This window comes from Gordonia sp. 852002-50395_SCH5434458, assembly GCF_001665905.1.
Classification (GTDB): Bacteria; Actinomycetota; Actinomycetes; order Mycobacteriales; family Mycobacteriaceae; genus Gordonia; species Gordonia jacobaea.
In genome coordinates, this window is sequence record NZ_LZTC01000004.1 from 12,089 (window position 1) to 31,178 (window position 19,090).

Sequence of the window (19,090 nt, forward strand, 5' to 3'; positions counted from 1 at the left end):
CGTCAGTACTAGTCGTCGTTGGACAAGCCGACGACGCGAAGGCGCGCCTCGATGGCGTCTACCTCGTCGTCGGTCAAACCGGCAGCGACGACGTCTGGCGGATCCTTCGGCAGCCCCTGCTGCTCGCGCAGAACCTTGATCAGCTCGTTGACCACTGTCACCGAATCACTCGACAGTCCGGCCAGTCGGAACGCCGCGAGCTGGACGTCGGTGTCGGCCTGAAGCCGCATCAAATCGATCTCGTCGCGAGTACGTTGCGCTGCGCGATCTTCGAGGAAGTAGTGGACATCCACCCCGAAAGCTGCAGCAATTCCCTCGACCGTCCTGAACGACGGCGACTTGGCCTTACCCGAACGAAGCTGACTGAGGTACGACTCGCCCAGCCCGAATCCGCGCTCCGTACTCCTGGCTGCGATCGCCTTGGCGCTGTACGCGCGTCCGTTGGGTCCTGGCACCGTACGAAACAGCTCTTCGAGCCGTCGAGCAAATAAACCCGGATCGACGGACGTGGAGCGTTCGTCGGACCCACCCCTACCGGCGTCACCCATGGGGTTATCCGTCCCTTGTGAAGTCATTCAACTCTCCGAAAGCCGACATTTGAACTTGCAAACATTAAAGCCCGACACGCATCCCCAATGCAACGATGGGCATGCTAGACGCACAACGTCCCCCCGTGTGCGAGCTGGCAACCAGCCACAACACCATTACCTTAACGCCCTGTGGCATTATTCACAGTTTGATCACGAACACCTCCCCGCGGGTGAACATTTCATCTCGATCTGATCACAGGATCCGCCGTTATGTGGACCACGGTACCGTTTACTCGGCCGATCACGACGTGAAACCGACAGGAGCGCAGTATGACGCATCGCGTCAGCAGCAACCGCCGCCCGAGGCGGCCGCGCACCCCTGCGTTGATTCTCGCACTGTCCGCAGCACTTCTCTTGGCCATCGGCAGCGGCATCGGCTGGGCCGACGGACCCGACACCGACTCGGGTTCCCGACACGGCGGCTCCGACCACTCCAGCTCGCACGGCGGCGGTAATCACGGCGGCGGCAATCAAGGCGGCGGCCACGGCCACCATCACACCCACACGCCGAAACCGACGGCCACAGTCGACCCCACGACCGGCGAGAACTCGACTACCGCGAATCCGACGACGACCGACGGGTCGTCGACAACGCCGTCCATCCCCGGCACCACCACGGACCCGAGCACCACCACGGACCCGAGCACAACCACGGACCCGAGCACCTCAACCGACCCCGGCGCCCCAACCAAGCCCGGCACCACAACGAGCACCAAGACCTCGCCGACCACCGCGACAACCCACGCCGGCTCGGGTGCGGGCCCGGGCGGCAACCCACCGCCCAGCCCACCCGGAGGTTCCGGACCGTCGAATCCCGGTCCCGGCCGCAGCGCACCCGGACCGGCCGCGCAACCTCCCGCAGCCGCGTTCGCGGTCCCGATGGCCGCGCCGCCCGCCGCTGCGCCCGCGCAGCCCCAGAGTCCCTCGACCGGCGGCGGATCGTCGGCGAACAGCTCGCAGCCGGGCAGCACCTCGAGCACACAGGGTGGTGGTTCGGCGTCGACCAACGGCAGCGGCTCCGGCCCGGCCGCCGCGCAGGCATCACCGGCGCCGGCGACGTCGGGTGGCATCAGCCTGAGCAGCTTCACGGGCTTCATCGCCGATATCGCGCCGGGCGCACTGCTGCTTCTCGGCGCTGTCGCGCTACTCGGAAGCGGTTCGTTCCTCGACGCCCTCCGCTCGACTCGCGCCTGAGCGTCGGAAAGCGAGTAGGTCGTCGGCGAACGGGAGCTCGTCGACGGCCGAGCCGTCCATCCACTCGCGTAGGACCTTCGTGGCGAGCACGTCGTCCTCGTTGTATTCGAGCAGGCGGGAACGCTGACTCAGGTCGACGTCGACGCCCCCGATCCCGACCGCCCGTCGGTACCAGTCCATCGACGCCTCGCCCCCGGCCTCAGCATCGCGCCACCCGAAACCGGCAACGGGCGCAACACGTTTGAGCCCCTTGCCGTTCGGTGCGACAAAGTTGCGTCCCACCGCCTCGAAGATGTCGACCCACTCGTCGGACGCGATGAACTGCTCGACCTCGTTCGGCGTCGGCACACCCGGCTGATCACTGAACCTCTCGGCAGACGCGCGCAGCCACCTGTTCTCGGCCTGCTGCGAGTAGCAGTACGCGGCGAAGGTCTTGCCTGCCGCGTGGGCGTCGGCGCGCTCGGCCATCAACCACGTCCAGAACTCGGCGAACGCCCGGCCCTCGTCGGCCGTCGGCAGCGGTGTCCAGGTGGCGAATCCGCGATAGACGACGTCCCGACCAGGGTCGGTGTTGTCGGTCAGCAGCGTGCCCCACAGATACGCGCCGTCCTCGCCGAAGCTCTCCATGTCGACGTCGACCTCGACGTCGGCCCGCGCGACAGTCGGCTCCTCGACGCGACGGACGAGCGGAATGTCGGCGAGCCACGCAATCGCGCAGATCACCGCGTCGTCGAAGCTCTGGTTGGCGGGCCAGTCTGCCGGCGGGTCGCCGTCGAAGCGGGCGAGTTGATCGATGGTCGTGATCCCGACTGCGCGCAACGCGTCGCCCTGGTTGCCGTTGGCGACGAGGCTGACATCCCGACGTTCCTCCAGCTCAGGGCCACACCGACCCCACCACGGGCACCCGCGGCACTCACCGATCCGACGCGGCGTGGTCGCGATCTCCCCCGCCGCGACGCGCTGCCTACGGTCGAATACCTCGCGATAGTCGGGCAGCGACGTCCCTACCCTGTGCACGACGATGCAGTCGGCGTCGAGTCCGATGACCCCCGCGCGCAACTCGTCTTCTTCGACGTCGGGCGAGAGTCCCTCGTCGAGGAGCATCTGCGTCAAATGCGCCAGTCGTAGCTGGTCGCGGCGGTTGCTTCGGGGTGATCGGAACGGGTCGGGCGCCGGAATCCACCCCCACAGCGGACTGGTGACGAGGGTCGGTACCTCGGCGGTGTGCAGACGCGGGTTCTTCGCCGGATACGTCACGCGATGGTTCACCACGATGATCGGGATGTAGCCCGACGCCGCGTCGTCGGCCTCGCCGACGCGCAGCAGGAGCTCTGAATGCCCTCGTCTGCCGTGTTCGCGGTCTGTCGGCAGCGTCGCATTCCAGATCCACCGCGCACCCGACGAGCAAGCCTCTCGGGTGGCAGCAACGCGCTCTGAGTGTGGCCCGTCGCCGACGACAACAAACGTGTTCGACGGTTCGCCGCTGTGGAGTCCGAGGAGAAAGTCGCGGATACGCTCACGCCGTAGCTGCGCGGACTCCTTGCGACGGGCGGCCTCGGGGGTGTCTGCACGGCCGCGGACGAGGTCGGGATGGCTGAAGTCCAGGGCGACCCGATGCTCGCATCCCGCCAGGTCGCGCGGATGCAACACGGCCGCGGCCACACCCCACCTCGATTCTCACCGGCTCATCAGACATCTGGGCTGTCGATCACACCGCCGGTGCGACGGATGTGATCGGTCTGTATCGAGCCTATGCAATGCTTGTAGCAAACTGGCGCAGGGAAAGGTGCCCGCATGGGATTGTTCTCGTCCGACGGTAAGACTCGTGCTCAACGACGCGCAGAAACCAAGGCACTCAAGGCCAAGGCGAAGCTCGACGCGAAGCTGGCCGCGAAGGACAGGCGCAGGGCGTCCAAGGAACTGCGCAAGTCACGCAAGAAGATCGTCGAGAAGGAACTCAAGGCACAGCGCAAGACCTTGAAGGCCGAGGCAAAGGCGGCTCAGAAGGTGGCCAAGGCCGAGGCGAAAACCGTTGCCGCGAAAGCGAAAGCCACTGCCGACGCCAAGCCGTTCAGCCCCGCGAGCGTCAAGCGGTTCCTCACCGTCACACGCCTCGTCGCGCCCATCGCAGTGCCCGTGATCTACCGCCTCGCCGTCGCCGGCCGCGGCAAAATCACCGAACTCCAAGCCAAGCGCATCGGCGTGTCGCCGGCACAGTTGGTCAAGTACTCGGGCAGCGGCGCGCCCCTACTGGCCCGCATCGAGGCCCTGCGCACGTCACTGCAGAAGGTATCCGCGCAGGACACGTCGTCGGACACCAAGCAGTTCGTCGACGCCATGACCGCTCGCCTCGACAATCTCGCCATCGCCGTCGACGCCGCCGAGCCGATGCCGGCGCAGCAGCGCAAGACCGCACACAGGGCGGTCGAGAACGAGTTGAGCGCCATCGACGCCGACATCATGGCCCGACTCGGCGTCCGCACGTAGCAACACCGCACGCAACCCTCGCGCGGCGTCGAACATCACCAACGGCTCGAACATCTCCAACTGCTTCGACGCCGCGCTTACGATGAGGACCATCCAGACCGACCCCAGGGGGCGTCCCGACATGACAGACCCGACTTCCGGCGAAACACCGTCCGACGACGCGTCGCGCACACCTGCCGCCGACGAGACGAACGACGCCGCCAAGAAGGCCGCGCCCGCGCAAGCGTCGCCCGCCGAGAAGTCGACTGCGGATACGTCTCCTGCCGAGAAGTCCCCTGCTGATGAGTCCTCCCCGGCCTCTCCCGCGGCGAAGAAAGCAGCGCCCGCCAAGAAGAGCACTCCTGCGAAGAAGGCGCCTGCAGCCAAGAAGAGCGCGCCGGTAAAAAAGGCGACCACAGCGAAGAAGACCACCGCGGCAAAGAAGAGCGCCCCGGCGAAGGGCGCCGCGACTCCGTCTGCGGCAAAGAACGCAGCAAAGAAGGCACCGCCGACCAAGGCCGCGGAGAAGAAGGCTCCCCCGAAGACAACTCCTCCCGCGGCTGCTGCGGCGGACGAACCGACCTTGTTCGAGGCGGATGCGCAATCGACTCCGGCTTCCGAGCCCCCGGGTGTCCAGGAGTCTGCGCCGGCCCCAGCGCCTGCGGCACCGGCACCGGCGACATCCGATCCCGTTGCCGAATCCGACGCCGCGAGAGCGGGTTTCGCGCGCATCAGCTCGGGGCGGACAGAGGTTCCCGCGACGAACCCGGCGATGCCGATCGCATTCGGGGCGATCAGCGGAGCACTCGCGGCGCTCGCGATCGCACTACTGGTCGTGCTGCGCTGGCGACGGCACCGCCAGTAGCTTCTCAGTCCGTCAGCAGAGTCTCAGTCCTGCAGGGACTCCACCCGCGCGGTGATCGCGTCGGCGATCGCCTCGGGAGCACGCTGCGGCATCCAATGGTCGACGCCTGGCAAGACCACGAATTCGTATGGGGCGTCGATGAATTCAGAGCACGCGCGCGCCCCCGCCTTACTCAAGAAGCGATCCTTGTCGCCGTAGAGGTAGGTGGTGGGCACCCGCACCTTGTCTCCTGCCAACGAACCGATCGACGAGAACCGCATTGCGCGATACCAGTTGATCCCTCCGGTGAGTGCGCCGTAGTCGACGATCTCGCGTGAGAGTCGTTCGGAGAAGCCGGGATACATCTCCAGTCGCCCACCCGCGCCGCCGCCGTGCTTCGCGCCGTACGCAATCAACTTCTCGGGCACCTTGGGCAGTTGGAAGAACCCCATGTACCACGATTTCAACGCCTGGCCGCGGGGCATTGCACGCAAGAAGGCACCGGTGTGTGGAACGGCCAACGTCGTCAACGTGGCCACCCGATCAGGGTGACGGGTTGCGACCGCATACGAGACCGCCGCGCCCCAGTCGTGCCCGACAAGGTGGAAACGTGGCGCGTCGAGCGCATCCGCCAACGCGATGACGTCGTCGACGAGTTCGTCAATTCTGTAGTCGCGCACCGACTGTGGCCGCGCGCCAGGCGAATAGCCACGCTGATCGGGTGCGACGGTGCGCAATCCGCGCTCATTGAGCAGCGGTGTCACGTCCTCCCAACACGACGCCCGCTCCGGAAAGCCGTGCAGCAGTATCACCGGAATGTCCGACGCCGCACCGGGTATCGGACCGGAATCGACGACGTCGAAGGTCCATCCGTCTCGGCTGAACTCGGTGATCTTCTCGGTCATGGCTCTCCAAATGCTCGGTCGGCTTCTGCTCGGCGTGTGTCCGCATCGCCTGACGACATCGGCGACCCACCCCCGCGCTCGGCGCGAAAGGTGGGCCGCCGATGGTGCTTTGACCCTACGTCAACTCGTGGCGTGTCACGTCAGCTTGTAGACCGTGGTGCCTCCGACCGTTGTGGCAGTGAAGTTCTGGGCCACCCAGGTGGAGATCGCGGAGTTGCCTCCGGGGCCACCCTGACCACCGCCGATGTAGTACGCGATCTTGCCTTCCTTCACGTACTGCTTGAACTCGTCGAGCGTCGGTGCGGGATCGCCGCTCCACCCGCCGATCGCCATGACGGACTTCCCCGTCGCGATCTCGATGTTCGCCGCCGACTGCGAGCCGTTGGTCGCCGCCGCCCAGGTGCTGTTGGTGTTCTGGAGCAGTTTCACCAGTTCGGCATTGGTCGACGACTCGCCGCCCGGACCGCCCGTACCCATGCCGCCACCGAACGAGCGCGTGCTCTGGGTTCCGCCGTTGGACTGATTCCCGCTGTTCGACTGAGTTCCGTTGGGAGGCTGACCCATTCCCGGCTGTCCCGAACCCGACTGCGCGGTGCCGTTCTGCGCTGTGCCATTCTGCGCGCCGCCGTTCTGTGCGCTGCCGCCTCGCGAGCCGCTCGGACCGCCCCCGCCCGGTCCGCCCATGCCACCCTGAACGCCGCTCGTCTGTACTGCTGTCGGGATCGACCCGTGGTGTGCCGTCGCGGCCGTGGCGATCGAGAATGCCGCTGTCCCTGCGAATCCCGCGATCGCTCCCGCGATCACCGAAGCCACGAACAGCTTCTTGAGTCCGAGCGCACCTCCGGCGAGCACGCCGATCACTGCGAGCACGGCCACAGCGCCGATAACCCACCTACACCAGACCGGACCCCATTCGTTGCGGTTGAGCAGGACGATCGACCACCATGCTGCCAGACCGATCATGGCGCTCAACGCGATTCGGCCGTCCCAGTTGGCTCGACGACGCCACGCGAATACTCCACCGAGCGCAACCATCGCGGCAACAGCAGGCGCCAGCGCCACCGTGTAGTAGGGATGGATGGTGCCGCTCATGTAGCTGAAGATCATCGCGGTGATCAGCAACCAGCCACCCCAGGCGACAACCGCGCCGGCCTCGGTGCGATGAATACCGTTGCGATAGTTGAAGATCGGGAAGCTGCGGATCATCAGGTACACGCAGAAGGCAATGGCGAAGAGCGCGACAGGGAGCAACCATGAGATCTCGTTGCCCATCTCCGAGCTGAAGAGCCGACTCAGGCCCGTCGATCCGCCGAACGAACCTCCTGCGCCACCACCGCCGCCGCCAGGGCCTCCGCCCGAACCGCCGCTGATGCGTCCGACGCCGTTGTAGCCCCAGACGAGATCCATGAACGTGTTGTTCGTCGAGCCGCCGATGTAGGGACGTGAGCTGGCAGGTGTCAGGATCGTCGCCACCACGAACCATCCGGCCGACACCACGAGAGCCACAGCCGCGACGACGAGTTGCCCGATTCGCTTGAGCCAACCGTTGTTTGCGAACAGCAGGTAGGCGAGACCGAACGCGGGCAGCACCAACAGGCCCTGCAACATCTTCGTCAGGAATGCGAAGCCGAGCGCGACACCCACCAGCGCCAGCCACCGGCCGGAGTTCGTCGCGATCGCCCGTGCCAGGCAGTACCCCGCGGCAACCATCAAGAGCACCAGCAGTGCGTCGGGGTTGTTGAAGCGGAACATCAACGCGGCCGCAGGGGTGAAGGCGAGCACCGCGCCCGCGATCAGTCCCGCAGCGGTCCCCTGCCTCGGATCGGTGATCACTCGACGCATCGTCGCGTACATCAGCGCCACCGCCGCGACGCCCATCAGCGCCTGCGGCACCAACACGGCCCAACTGTTCATCCCGAAGACGCGCACCGACAGTCCCGTCATCCAGAGCGACGCCGGGGGCTTGTCCACGGTGATGAAGTTCGACGGGTCGAGCGCTCCGAAGAACCAGGCCTTCCAGCTCTGCGAGCCCGCCCACGCCGCGGCCGCGTAGAAGGTGTTGCCGTATCCGCTGGCGGAGAGATTCCACAGGTAGAGCACCGCGGTCGATACGAGGAGTCCCGCGAGCGCGAACGGACTCCACCACAGCGGACGCCTTGCCAATCGGCGACGCCTTGGCGTCGGTGGTGAATCGTCGGCGGGCGGCGATACGTCGCGCCGCTCCAGAAGTGCGGTCATCATTCCTCCAGAATCTCGGTGTGAGGCAGAAGTCTCGGTTCGGGTTCGACTACCAGATTCCGAGACCTCGCTACCGCGACCCTGGACTCTCGCTGGGAGAAGTCTGTGAACGCGCGCGTCCGTCAGTCGACGAGTGCGAGCACCCTCGCCGGACCGCCGGTTCCACCAGCGAACCGAGGCGCACCCACGACGACGCGCGCCCCTGCGGGCGGAACGTCCGTCAGATTGGCCAGCGCCTCGACGGCGTACCGCCCGGCACCGAGAATCGCGGTATGCGCACCGACTGCTCCCCTGATGTCGACGCTCAACGTGTCGGTCCCGAGCGCCGACACTCCCCGTTCGGTCACCAGCATCTGCGCCGCAGTGGGATCGAACCCTGGCGCGTCGGCTCCGCCCGTCGCGGGTTGCCACCCCGAGTGCAGTGCCACCAACGCACGTGGCGGAATGCGACCGTGAACGCGTTCGTACTCCTCGACGTCGCGTTCGGTCAGAACCGCGCGTCGATTACCGCGCGCGGCGGCCGCGATGCTGATCACCACCAGCGGCACCACGAGATCGCGCGCCGGTATGGCGTCGACGGTTCGTCCACCTGCGATCTTGTGCGCAGGGGCGTCGACGTGGGTTCCCGAGTGCTCTGCAAACGACATCCACCTGGTGGCGAAGCCCGAGTTGCCGGGCCCTACTCGGGACGTCTGCACGCTGACCACCGGCGGGTTGCCGGGCCACATCGGAAAACCCGGTCCGAGCCGATGGGTCAGATCCACGACCCGGGTCGCGCCGGGTTGCGCGGACGCGCGCGCGGGTCGCGACGCAGCACCGACCCCCGCGGCCGCAACACCGGCCGCTGCGGTCATCCGCAACGCGGTTCGACGACTGACTCGTCTGGCTTCCTCGTGCGCGTGCCGCACCACGTCGTCGTCACACACGTTTGCCGTCACACACAAGTGCCGTCACCGACAGCGCACACAACACCTAGGCTCCCGGGCGGATTCGTAGGATCTGATCCTTACCGGTGTCGGTGCCGACGAGAAGCGAGCCGTCTCTGTCGACGGCCAGTGCGCGCAGTCGCCCGTACCGATCCGACAGTGCCTCTTCGACGTCGACGACCCGCGTCCCGCTGTCGTCGAGCTTCACCACGACCAACTTCTTGGCCTTCTGTGCGGCGATGACGACCGCCCCGTTCCACTCGCCCCAGCCGGTGGTCGGCAAGAACTGGAGTGCGGGCGTCGCAATCGTCGGCGCGCCCGATTTCCAGATCGGACCGACCGCACCCGGCACGCGCGTGGGGTCGGTCATCGGCACCGATTCGTCGTAGATCACCGGCGCGCGGTCGGGCCGGTAGCCGTAGTTGGCGCCCGGTCGGATGAGGTTGAGCTCGTCGTCGGCGCTCGTGCCCTGCTCGATCGAGTAGACCCGTCCGCTACCCGGTTGCAGCGCGATGCCCTGCACGTTGCGGTGGCCGAGCGTCGCTATCGGACTTGCGGGGTCGGGGTTACCGGCAGCGGGCCGGCCGGTTGCGGCATTGACGTGTAGGACCTTGCCGCCCAACGACTTTCGACTCTGCGAATACTCGGCCGTCGCATTGTCGCCGGTGCCGATCCACAGTGTCCCGTCCGACGCCGCCGCCAATCCGCATCCCGCATGCCTGCCGCCCGCGTTCAACGGGATACCCGCCAGCACCGTCCGTTCGCGCTGCATACTCGACCAGTCCTGCGACACCCGCCACGATGCCACCGTGACCTGCTGCCCGGTGTTCGGCCACGGCAGCGGCACGCTTCCGACACCCTGCGGAATCTTGGCGCCCTGCGCGACCGACGATCCGGTGCCGGCCTTCTCGGCCTGACACGAATAGATTCGACGATTCTGCGCGAATCCCGGATCAACCGCGAGACCCATGAGTCCGGCTTCGCGGTGCACCCAGAGCGCGCTCAGGTCGACCCGGATGGTCTTCGGCGCCTGCCCTGGTCTGATGGCCACGAAGCGGCCGGCACGCTCGGTGACGAGGGCCGTGCCGTCTGGCGCGGTGACGATATCCCAGGGGTGACTCAGCCCGGTCGCGATCGAACTGACCGCAAGGCGCGGCGCGGCCTCGGCTGACGGGGCACCCGCCACGGTTCCTGCGACACCGGCCGCGACCACACACGAGATCACACCGGTTTTGAGTACGCTGCGCTGCGGCGACATGAGGCCAACCGTAACGGCTCACATGCGTCCGGGGGTCGAGAACCCGACGAATCGCCCGTAGCGGGAGATCCCGACGTTTACCGGCCCGGCAGGAACTTCAGCGATCGCACAGCGAGCGGGGTGACTGCGCGGTAGACACTCTTCGGAACTCCGGGAGCCTTGTCGATGCCGATGAAGCGCTGTTCGGCGATCGTCTGCGGCTCGGTGTACTTGAGCAGCCCTTCTTCGCCGTGCCTGCGGCCGACGCCCGAGATTCCCATGCCGCCCATCGGGGCCGCGGTCGACGCCCACGCTGCCGCGTAGCCCTCGTTGATGTTGACGGTGCCGGCACGCAACTGCTCCGCGATCGCCTGCGCCTCGTCGCTGCTGCCCGCGAAGACACTCGCGTTGAGACCGTAGTCGGTGTCGTTGGCGAGCTTGATCGCCTCGTCCGTTGAGTCGACCGGATACACCGACACCACCGGGCCGAATGTCTCGTTACGGAAGCAGGTCATCTCGTCGGTCACGCCCGACAGGACCGTCGGCTCAAAGAAGAAGGGCCCGAGGTCGGCGCGGCGCTTGCCGCCCGCGACCACCGTCGCGCCCTTCGACACCGCATCGTCGACGTGCGCTTCTGCGGTCTCGACCTGCGCAGCCGAAGCCAGCGACCCCATGTCGACGTTGAAGTCGTAGTTGGCTCCGAGCTTCATGTTGCGGACAAAGGTGCCGAACTTCTCGGTGAACTCGTCGGCGATCGCCTTGTCGACGTACAGTCGCTCGATCGAGATGCACAACTGACCGGAGTTCGAATAGCACGCTCGCGCAGCACCTTCGACGGCGTGGTCGATCTTGGCGTTGGCCGTCACGATCATCGGGTTCTTGCCACCGAGTTCTGCAGAGAAGCCGATGAGTCGACGCCCCGCCTGCTCGGCGAGCGAGGCTCCGGTCTCCGACGATCCGGTGAACATCACGTAGTCGCAGGTCGCCATGATGGCCTGTCCCACAACACTTCCCGGGCCCGGGACCACCGCGAACAGCGCGGGCGGCAGACCTGCCTCGTAGAGCAGCTCGGCCAGCGCCAGCGCGCAGTAGGGGGTCTGGCTGTCGGGCTTGATCACCACGCCGTTGCCGGCGAGCAGGGCCGCGACCGCATCCGAAACAGCAAGTGTCAGTGGGTAATTCCACGGGCTGATCACTCCGACGACGCCCTTGGGCTGATACCGCACCCGCACCTTGGTGGCACCGGGCAGCATCCCCTGCACCTTGCGCTCGGCGAGCATCTTCGGGCCGTGCGTCGCGTAGTACCGCGCGGTGAGCGCGACGTCGACAACCTCTTCCTGCGCGTACGAGCGAGCCTTGCCCGTCTCGGCCTGCGCGATATCCATCAACGACGCCGCGTTGGCGAACACCAACTCGGAGAACTTCTTGAGCACCTTCGCGCGCTCCGCGGGTGACTGCTTGGCCCACCCCTGCTGAGCGGCCCGCGCCCGCGACACCGCGGTCTCGAGATCCTCGGCGGTGCCGACAGGGATGGTCGCCATTTCGACGCCGCTGAACGCTTCGAGAATCGATCGGGTCGGGCGTGCGGCAGCGTTGTCGATCGCGACCAATGCGCCGAGTCGTTCGAAGTAGTCGGGTGTTGGCTTGGGCATCGGAGCCTCCTGCTGCGTGAAAGTGATCGAGAGAGTGTCGATAGGCCGAGAAAGGTCAGGGCGCGACGAGGACGATGCCGTCGTCGTCGGAGTACACGGTGTCGCCGGGCGTGAAGGTGACTCCACCGAGCGTCACCGGTACGTCGCGCTCACCTTCTCCGGTCTTGGTGGATTTGCGGGGGTTGGTGCCGAGCGCCTTCACGCCGATCTCCATCCCGCCGATGGTCTTGGCGTCGCGGATCGCGCCGTTCGCGATGATCCCGACCCAGCCGTTCGACCGGCCCAGCTCCGCGATGATGTCGCCGACCAGCGCCGTGTGCACCGAGGCATCACCGTCGATCACCAGCACTCCGCCGGGATTCGACTCGCCGAGGATCGACTTGAGCAGCGCGTTGTCCTGGAAGCAGCGGACCGTTGTCACCGTTCCGACGAACTCACGGACCCCGCCGTACTGGGTGAACTGGAGATCACAGCTACGGACATCTGCACCGATCTCGTCGACGAGGTCGGCCGTGGGGGTGAAAGTCAGCTCTGCCATGACGTACAGCATAGGTGTGACGCGCGGTCATGGGTACCTCAGGTTACCGGGCGGTAAGAAACGCGCTGCCGATCAGCGCACCTGATCGATCGCGTCCGCGACTTCGTCGGGAATCTCCAGCACGACGAAGTGGCGCGCGGCGACCGGGATGAGCCGACCACCGAGCATCCGCGCATAGCGGGCCTGCTTCCACAGCCAGAAACGCTGCCACGGCTTCGGACCAGAGAGCGCGGCCACCACGATCACCGGAACCGGTGGCATCGGATGATTTTTGCGCATGCGACGCAGTGACGCGTTGATCGCGGGGAAGGCAGCGTTCTCCACCATCGTGGCGAGCAGCATCGGCCAGTTGCCGAAGACCTTTGCGGCCCAGTAGTGCTCGTGATCATAGAAGCCCTCCGGTGGCCTCGGCAGCACGACGGTCCGCACCCGCGAGAATCCACGCCGCGGAAGCCGAAACCGCTGCGTCACCCTCCTACCCGTGTCGATCATCCTGTGCGCGTTGTCGATTCGTACACCGAGCGGCACCACCCGCCACGGCAGCAGCACGTAAGAACCGTCGAGCATCACAACACCCGCAGTGCGCGTGGGATGGACTCGCGCAAACGCCTCGACATACAGCGAGGCAACCGAGTGTCCGACGACGGTCACGGGCTCTGCTATCCGCAGCGCATCCAGGACGCCCGCCATCCACGAGACTTCGAGCGACAGGGTCAGCACGCGGCCACGCGAAAGTTGTTCGGACAGTCCATATCCCGGGCGGTCGAACCGGACCACCCGCCAACCACGCTCGACGAGTCGTGCGGCGAGATGGTCGAGATCGAACCAGTTGCTTCCCATCGCAGCCATGAGCAACAGTGGCCGACCCGACCCTTCGTCGACGACGTGAATGCGTTGGCCGTCGACGTCGACGATCTGCCCCGGCGGCGGCCGATCGACCTCGCGCCGACCGTCGTCCACCGCTCAGTTCTCCTGTGGTTTGGCCAGCGGGAATGCCAACGATTCGCGAATCGACTGACCCGTGATCAACATGACCACACGGTCGACGCCGACGCCGAGACCACCGGTCGGCGGCATCGCGTATTCGAGCGCCTGCAGGAAGTCCTCGTCGAGCTCCATTGCCTCCGGATCACCGTCGGCAGCCAGAACCGATTGCGCGGTAAGCCTTTTGCGCTGTTCCACCGGATCGGTCAGCTCGGTGTAGGCGGTACCGAGTTCGACGCCCCACGCCACCAGATCCCATCGCTCGGCCACTCCCGGCTCGCTGCGATGCGCCCGCGTGAGCGGCGAGACCGACGTCGGGAAATCGGTGTAGAACGTCGGGAAGGTGGTGCGGTCTTCGCCGAGGTGCTCGTAGAGTTCCTGCACGATCGCGCCCGCGTCCCAGTCCGGACGGAACGCGATGTCGAGGCGCTTGCAGACCTCCCGCAGATGCTCCACCGACGTCTCCGGCGTGATCTCCTCGCCGGCGCCGTCGGACACCACCCCGTAGACGGTCTTCACCGGCCACTGTCCGGAGATGTCGATTCGCTGCTCGTTGCCCTCGTCGTCGTAGCGCACGATCACCGGCTCACCGTAGGCGGCGGTGGCCGCGAACTGGATCATCTCGCGCGTGAGATCGAGCATCTTCAGGTAATCACTGTGCGCTTCATAGGCTTCCAGGCTCGTGAACTCCGGATTGTGACTGAAGTCGACGCCCTCGTTGCGGAAGTTCCTGCCGATCTCGAACACCTTCTCCACGCCGCCGACGCACAACCGCTTGAGATACAACTCCGGCGCGATGCGCAGGTAGAGGTCGAGATTGTAGGCGTTGATGTGCGTTGTGAACGGCGTCGCGTTCGCGCCACCGTGGATCTGCTGCAGAATCGGGGTTTCGACTTCGAGATAGCCACGGGCAGAGAGGAAGTCACGCAGCGCCTTGACCACGACGCTCCGCGTGGCGAGCAACTGCCGCGAACGCGGATTGATCGCGAGGTCGACGTATCGTTGCCGCACACGGGCTTCCGAGTCTGTCAGGCCCGCCCACTTGTCGGGCAGCGGACGCAGCGACTTTCCGATCATCGCCCAGCGGTCCACGAGCACCGACACCTCGCCCTTGCGGCTCGTGCCCATCTCACCGTGCACCTCGACCAGATCACCGAGGTCGACGTCAGACGCGAAATCCCTTGAGCCGGAATCGAGTCGCGATGCCTCCACCAGGATCTGCACCTGCCCCGACCAGTCATGGACATCGGCGAAGACCACCTTGCCGAAGTCACGGAGCCGCGTGATGCGGCCGGCAATCGACACCGGCGTGCCCGCAGGCGCGGCGACGGCCTCCGCGATCGAGTGCGACGGCGGATCGGCTGGCGGATACGGGTCGACGCCGTCGTCGATCATCCTGTCCAGCTTGGCAAGCCGCACCCTGACCTGTTCCGGACGATGCGCCGCGACCGCGTTCTGCGCCTCCGCCTCGGCGTCGAGTTCAGCGATCAACGCGTCGACATCGATGCCTGCGGGAATCGACGACTGTCCCGCGGTGTACTGCTGCTTGCGACCGAACCTGGGGAGCCTGACGAAGCCCTCGGTGACGACGGCCGCCAGACCGGCCCGCGCCAGGATTCGGGTGTCCTCGAAGCACAGGAATCGCGGCTGCCAGTCGGGAAGGTATTTCGCGTTGGACCGGTAGAGCGACTCCATCTGGAAGAACTTGGAGCCGAACATCAGCACGGCATAGCTCCCGCGCATGACGGGGCCCGCGCCGATCTCCTGGCCCTTCTCGAACACGGCGCGGAACGTCGCGAAGTTCAGGGAGATGTCGGTGATCCCGAAGTTCTCCGAGTCGCGGCACAGGTCGCTGACCATTGTCTCGACGACACCGTTGATGCCGCTGCGGTCGCGGCGCATCAGGTCGAGCGAGACCCCGCGCCGACCCCACGGAACAAATGACAGCATCCCGACGACCTTCTCGTCGGGCTCACCCTCATTCAGGACCGCCTCCACCAGCAGGCAGTCGCCGTCTGCGGGATCGCCGATGCGGGAGAGCGCCATCGCGAAGCCGCGCTCCTCCTCGGTGTCGCGCCAGGCGTCGGCCCGCGCGACCACGTCGACCATCTCGGTCGGCGGAATGTCGCGGTGCCTGCGGATGCGGGTGGTGACGCCTGCACGTCGGGTTCGTGTGACCGCCTGGCGCACGCCCTTCATCGTCGGGCCGCTGATCGTGTACTGCCGTGTGTGCAGGATCGCCTCGTCGCCGATGTTCAGCGACGTGAATCCCGCGGCCTCGAATGCCGCCGCGCCCCGTTCGCTGGAACCCATCGCCGCGGGGTGCCACCCGTAGCGCTCGCACAGCACCAGGAACTCTGCGATCGCGTCGGGCCAGGACTCGGGGTCGCCGATCGGATCACCACCGGCAAGCCCGACACCGAGTTCGACGCGGTAGGTGATCGCGGCGCGGCCATCGCGCGAGAAGACGACTGCTTTGTCGCGTCGCGTCGAGAAGTAGGCCAGCGAGTCGTCGTCGTTGAATCGCGCGATCAGCGCACGGATCAGTCGTTCGTCGGTCGCGGTCATCAGCGACTTGAGCCGCTGCGATCGGAACAGCACCGACGCCGCGACGATCAGCGCGAGTGCGCCGAACAGGCCCAGAGCACCATTGACCGGCGGATAGGTGTGGTGGCCGTCGAAGGTCCGCTGGTCGATCGCGGCGAACGCGACGACCCGGTTGAACGCGTAGGGCAGACGCTCGGAGCGTTCGAGGCTGCCCGGGAACAGCCACACCAACGCGAACCCGATGCCGGTTGCCACCGCAAGTCCGACCACGAGCACCACGAGCGCGCGCAGCAGGGCGCCGCGTCGAACCCGGGTATAGAACTGCCGATACGTGACAAGCAGGAAGACCAGCGCCGCGAGATCGATACCGAGACCGATCACGATGTTCATCCGCTCGGTGTCGTCGACGTCGAAGTCGTCGGCGACCGGCTGCCACAGGAGCAGCGCGTTTCCTGCCATGAACAGCAGCAGGTAGATGACGCAGATCCACCACGCGATGCGTTTTCGGGCTGTCAGTGCGATGGCGACGAGCGCCAACACGAACGACCACGCGAAGCTCGTGTCGGGCATCGAGATGATGAAGTCGTCCACGTAGTCGCGCGGTACGTGAATCCAGTGCCGGAAGAACGGGAAGATGCTCGACAGCAACGCGATGGTCGCCATGATCCCGACGACGAGCCCTGCGATCTGTGGCGCGTGGCTTCCGAATCCGCGAGGGTGGCGGATGCGCTCGAGTAGATCGGCCGACCGGCGATCCGCCTCTGCGCGTTCCGACCGCTGCACCGCGACGTCGGGATCTGTGGGGGCACCCGGGTGTACGTGAGATGGGGACTCGACCGCCATGGATCAAAGGTAGTTCACCGGCGGTTCAACGGTGCGTACTGTTCGCCGGTCAGGCAGTATCTCAGACATGGACGACGACGCGTTCGATGTGCCAGTCCGGGAAGACGGAATCCGGCTCGGTCAGTTCCTGAAACTGGCCAATCTCATCGAGTCCGGGGCCGAGGCCAAGGAGGTCATCTCTGACGGTCTCGTCACCGTCAACGGAGATGTGGAAACACGACGAGGTAGGCAGTTGGCCGTCGGCGACGTGATCTCTCTGGGTGATGCATCGGCGCGGGTCACCGCAGAGTGACCAGCGTCCTGCTCACGCAGTCAGTCGCTTGAGTTCCGCCGCGGTGACGAGGCGCTCGGCCTCCGCGGGGAATCGCTGAGGTTCCCGACTGCGGCCGAGTCGGCCGCCGGAGATGGCACTCAGCATCGAGTGTCGACGGGGTGTTTGGAACGTTGCTGCCAGCTTCATGACGATACGTTTCCTGCGTCAGAATGGATACGATCTTTACTATCTTGTATTGCCGACTTCGTCGGCGCAACTCACCCTTACGTATCGATCGTCACACAGGATTCGTTACCAGCCAGAGACCGACGCGCCGTTCAGCCCAATCCGGCGAGGAACTGATGCGCCCAAGCCACGGCAGTCACGCCCGGCTTGACCTGGAAACTCCCGTAGTCGCCGTGTGAACCGGACTGCAGGAATCGATTGAACTCGATGATCTGCTGCCGTGCGCGAGCGTTGCTGAGCTCGTTGACGACGTTCCCCGGTCCGCCCCTGGTGAGCAACTCGTTGACGATCGCGCCCGCCTCTGCCTGGTACTGACCGACCTGGCTCGGCGTCGGATCACTGGTCTCTGCGAGGTAGCCGATCACGCGCGTCACGTAGTAATCACGTGGCACGTTGCAGTAGAGGTCTTTGGGCGCGCAGATGGTGAAGGCGTGCGGCAGCACGTAGCCCATGCCGTGGAGGCGCGGCCCTCCGCTCCCCTGTCCGGTGAGGGGCGGACCGACCAGATTGTCCTTCGACGAGCGGCGGGGGTCTGCGATCAGGACAACGCCTGCGACCTGCTGCGGACGGATCTTCTCACGGCCGGTACCGATCTCCGACGCGACATCGCCCGCGGCGTCGGCTCCCTGGCTGTACCCGGTGAGCGCGATCTTGGTGCCGGGACACCGCTTGAGCATGTCCAGGGCGAGCCCCTTGGTATTGGCTACGGCCTGCGCCTTCGACTTTCCGTAGATGGCGCTCTCCCACGGGAACGCCGTGGCGTCGTAGCCGACATAGGAGACCTTGGTGTCCGGCCCGAGATTCGACGTGACCGCACCGAGCAGACCCGGGCCGTCAGACCACGTCCCGGGGATCGCCAGCACATATACCTTGGGGCACGGTCCCGGCGCCGCCGACGCCGAACCCGCCGTTGCGACAACGACGCCACACGCCGCCAACACCACCGCCACTGCCATCCCGAGAAGCCTGCGCACCGACCTGTACCTCCGCAACCACGTGTCCACGGCGAATCAGCCGCGGCCCGACCAAGAGAGTGTAGGCAGGGATCCACCCATCCGGCAGCGTCGTCTCACCGAACTCTCATAGAACCTTTGTCTACGGAACAGAGCTACCCGCCACATGAAGGAGGCCACGGTGGTCGACGTCTCGCGCACTTTCACTGTCCGACAGCCGCGGGAGGTGATTGTCGCCTATCTGCGCGACTTCTCCCACGCGGAGCAGTGGGACCCGGGGACCGTCGAATGCACGCAGGAAGACGGCGCCCCGATCGCACTCGGCACCCGCTGGCACAACAAGTCGAAGCTGTACGGGATCTCGACGGAGCTGACCTACGAGCTGACCCGCGACGACCCCGACCACGTCGTGTTCTCCGGCTCGAACAAGACCGCTACGACGTCCGACGACCTCTCGTTCACCGACCTCGGCGATGGAACGACGAGCGTCACCTACCGTGCGCTCGTCGACTTCCACCGCTTCAAGCTGATCGGCGAACCGCTCTTCGGCTTCATCTTCGGCCGCCTCGCCGACTCGGTGCCCACCCAGATGACGAGCGTGCTCGAGAAGCTCTGACGGCCCCGCCCAAGGTCGAGCGCCCCACCGCTGGTCGAGCTGTCCCCGCTGGTCGAGC

17 protein-coding genes are annotated in these 19,090 nt (G+C 66.2%); 5 read left to right on the forward strand and 12 right to left on the reverse strand.

The annotated features are described in order from the left end of the window. Positions 1 to 8 precede the first annotated feature (8 nt). Positions 9 to 548 carry a helix-turn-helix domain-containing protein gene (locus A5785_RS00665; protein WP_442902828.1) on the reverse strand — a complete coding sequence of 180 codons (540 nt, stop codon included), beginning with the start codon at positions 546 to 548 and terminating at the stop codon, positions 9 to 11. A 312-nt stretch (positions 549 to 860) separates the two neighbouring features. Between A5785_RS00665 and A5785_RS00670 the strand changes: the two genes are divergently transcribed. Beyond that, positions 861 to 1,784, forward strand: a complete 924-nt coding sequence (locus tag A5785_RS00670; protein WP_049700245.1) for a hypothetical protein — start codon at positions 861 to 863, stop codon at positions 1,782 to 1,784. On the opposite strand, the gene A5785_RS00675 is transcribed toward A5785_RS00670, so the two are convergent. After that, a complete protein-coding gene (locus A5785_RS00675) occupies positions 1,734 to 3,446 on the reverse strand; it encodes a TM0106 family RecB-like putative nuclease (RefSeq protein WP_049700246.1) in 1,713 nt (570 codons plus the stop codon). The genes A5785_RS00670 and A5785_RS00675 overlap by 51 nt on opposite strands. A gap of 132 nt (positions 3,447 to 3,578) precedes the next feature. Between A5785_RS00675 and A5785_RS00680 the strand changes: the two genes are divergently transcribed. Together A5785_RS00680 and A5785_RS00685 are read left to right on the forward strand one after the other, a co-directional pair. Next, positions 3,579 to 4,271, forward strand: coding sequence for a DUF6474 family protein (locus tag A5785_RS00680; protein WP_049700247.1), 693 nt, complete (start codon positions 3,579 to 3,581; stop codon positions 4,269 to 4,271). 121 nt (positions 4,272 to 4,392) lie between these two features. Further along, on the forward strand, positions 4,393 to 5,115 hold the full coding sequence (locus tag A5785_RS00685) for a hypothetical protein (protein ID WP_231895399.1): 723 nt from the start codon (positions 4,393 to 4,395) through the stop codon (positions 5,113 to 5,115). 23 nt (positions 5,116 to 5,138) lie between these two features. On the opposite strand, the gene A5785_RS00690 is transcribed toward A5785_RS00685, so the two are convergent. From A5785_RS00690 to lysX, 8 genes are all read right to left on the reverse strand, one after another. After that, positions 5,139 to 5,999: an alpha/beta fold hydrolase gene (locus tag A5785_RS00690; RefSeq protein WP_049700249.1), complete on the reverse strand. Its 861-nt coding sequence runs from the start codon at positions 5,997 to 5,999 to the stop codon at positions 5,139 to 5,141. A gap of 135 nt (positions 6,000 to 6,134) precedes the next feature. Beyond that, the gene (locus tag A5785_RS00695) at positions 6,135 to 8,237 is read right to left on the reverse strand and encodes an ArnT family glycosyltransferase (RefSeq protein WP_049700318.1); all 2,103 of its coding nucleotides are present in this window, start codon (positions 8,235 to 8,237) and stop codon (positions 6,135 to 6,137) included. A 122-nt stretch (positions 8,238 to 8,359) separates the two neighbouring features. Continuing rightward, the gene (locus tag A5785_RS00700) at positions 8,360 to 9,163 is read right to left on the reverse strand and encodes a cyclase family protein (protein ID WP_049700319.1); all 804 of its coding nucleotides are present in this window, start codon (positions 9,161 to 9,163) and stop codon (positions 8,360 to 8,362) included. A 46-nt stretch (positions 9,164 to 9,209) separates the two neighbouring features. After that, the gene (locus tag A5785_RS00705; RefSeq protein WP_049700250.1) at positions 9,210 to 10,421 is read right to left on the reverse strand and encodes a PQQ-dependent sugar dehydrogenase; all 1,212 of its coding nucleotides are present in this window, start codon (positions 10,419 to 10,421) and stop codon (positions 9,210 to 9,212) included. A 77-nt stretch (positions 10,422 to 10,498) separates the two neighbouring features. Then, positions 10,499 to 12,079, reverse strand: a complete 1,581-nt coding sequence (locus tag A5785_RS00710) for a succinic semialdehyde dehydrogenase (protein WP_268760681.1) — start codon at positions 12,077 to 12,079, stop codon at positions 10,499 to 10,501. A gap of 28 nt (positions 12,080 to 12,107) precedes the next feature. Then, positions 12,108 to 12,602: a ribonuclease E activity regulator RraA gene (gene rraA / locus A5785_RS00715; RefSeq protein ID WP_049700252.1), complete on the reverse strand. Its 495-nt coding sequence runs from the start codon at positions 12,600 to 12,602 to the stop codon at positions 12,108 to 12,110. A 60-nt stretch (positions 12,603 to 12,662) separates the two neighbouring features. Beyond that, entirely contained in the window at positions 12,663 to 13,550 is an 888-nt protein-coding gene (locus A5785_RS00720) for an alpha/beta fold hydrolase (RefSeq protein ID WP_197494606.1), read from the reverse strand. A 3-nt stretch (positions 13,551 to 13,553) separates the two neighbouring features. After that, a complete protein-coding gene (gene lysX / locus A5785_RS00725) occupies positions 13,554 to 16,964 on the reverse strand; it encodes a bifunctional lysylphosphatidylglycerol synthetase/lysine--tRNA ligase LysX (protein WP_156527968.1) in 3,411 nt (1,136 codons plus the stop codon). Positions 16,965 to 17,031: 67 nt separating this feature from the next. Here lysX and A5785_RS00730 point away from each other — a divergent pair, with 67 nt between their 5' ends. Beyond that, positions 17,032 to 17,256, forward strand: coding sequence for an RNA-binding S4 domain-containing protein (locus tag A5785_RS00730; protein ID WP_049700253.1), 225 nt, complete (start codon positions 17,032 to 17,034; stop codon positions 17,254 to 17,256). Between the two features lie 12 nt (positions 17,257 to 17,268). Here the strand turns inward: A5785_RS00730 and A5785_RS23415 are convergent, their stop codons facing one another. Both A5785_RS23415 and A5785_RS00735 read right to left on the reverse strand, forming a co-directional pair. Beyond that, the gene (locus A5785_RS23415; protein WP_197494607.1) at positions 17,269 to 17,424 is read right to left on the reverse strand and encodes a hypothetical protein; all 156 of its coding nucleotides are present in this window, start codon (positions 17,422 to 17,424) and stop codon (positions 17,269 to 17,271) included. 131 nt (positions 17,425 to 17,555) lie between these two features. Next, complete coding sequence (locus A5785_RS00735; RefSeq protein ID WP_152930128.1) at positions 17,556 to 18,419, reverse strand: cutinase family protein; 864 nt, start codon at positions 18,417 to 18,419, stop codon at positions 17,556 to 17,558. A gap of 178 nt (positions 18,420 to 18,597) precedes the next feature. Here A5785_RS00735 and A5785_RS00740 point away from each other — a divergent pair, with 178 nt between their 5' ends. Beyond that, positions 18,598 to 19,032 (forward strand): SRPBCC family protein, encoded by a 435-nt coding sequence (locus A5785_RS00740; protein ID WP_049700322.1) that lies wholly within the window; start codon positions 18,598 to 18,600, stop codon positions 19,030 to 19,032. The last annotated feature ends 58 nt before the right edge of the window (positions 19,033 to 19,090 follow it).

Excerpts from the sequence above, each read along its gene's own strand:
- A5785_RS23415 (WP_197494607.1), bottom strand. The coding sequence starts at position 17,424 with ATGAAGCTGGCAGCAACGTTCCAAACACCCCGTCGACACTCGATGCTG.
- lysX (WP_156527968.1), bottom strand. The coding sequence starts at position 16,964 with ATGGCGGTCGAGTCCCCATCTCACGTACACCCGGGTGCCCCCACAGAT.
- A5785_RS00670 (WP_049700245.1), top strand. The coding sequence starts at position 861 with ATGACGCATCGCGTCAGCAGCAACCGCCGCCCGAGGCGGCCGCGCACC.
- A5785_RS00705 (WP_049700250.1), bottom strand. The coding sequence starts at position 10,421 with ATGTCGCCGCAGCGCAGCGTACTCAAAACCGGTGTGATCTCGTGTGTG.
- A5785_RS00690 (WP_049700249.1), bottom strand. The coding sequence starts at position 5,999 with ATGACCGAGAAGATCACCGAGTTCAGCCGAGACGGATGGACCTTCGAC.
- A5785_RS00695 (WP_049700318.1), bottom strand. The coding sequence starts at position 8,237 with ATGACCGCACTTCTGGAGCGGCGCGACGTATCGCCGCCCGCCGACGAT.
- A5785_RS00730 (WP_049700253.1), top strand. The coding sequence starts at position 17,032 with ATGGACGACGACGCGTTCGATGTGCCAGTCCGGGAAGACGGAATCCGG.
- A5785_RS00685 (WP_231895399.1), top strand. The coding sequence starts at position 4,393 with ATGACAGACCCGACTTCCGGCGAAACACCGTCCGACGACGCGTCGCGC.
- A5785_RS00680 (WP_049700247.1), top strand. The coding sequence starts at position 3,579 with ATGGGATTGTTCTCGTCCGACGGTAAGACTCGTGCTCAACGACGCGCA.
- A5785_RS00665 (WP_442902828.1), bottom strand. The coding sequence starts at position 548 with ATGGGTGACGCCGGTAGGGGTGGGTCCGACGAACGCTCCACGTCCGTC.
- rraA (WP_049700252.1), bottom strand. The coding sequence starts at position 12,602 with ATGCTGTACGTCATGGCAGAGCTGACTTTCACCCCCACGGCCGACCTC.
- A5785_RS00735 (WP_152930128.1), bottom strand. The coding sequence starts at position 18,419 with ATGGCAGTGGCGGTGGTGTTGGCGGCGTGTGGCGTCGTTGTCGCAACG.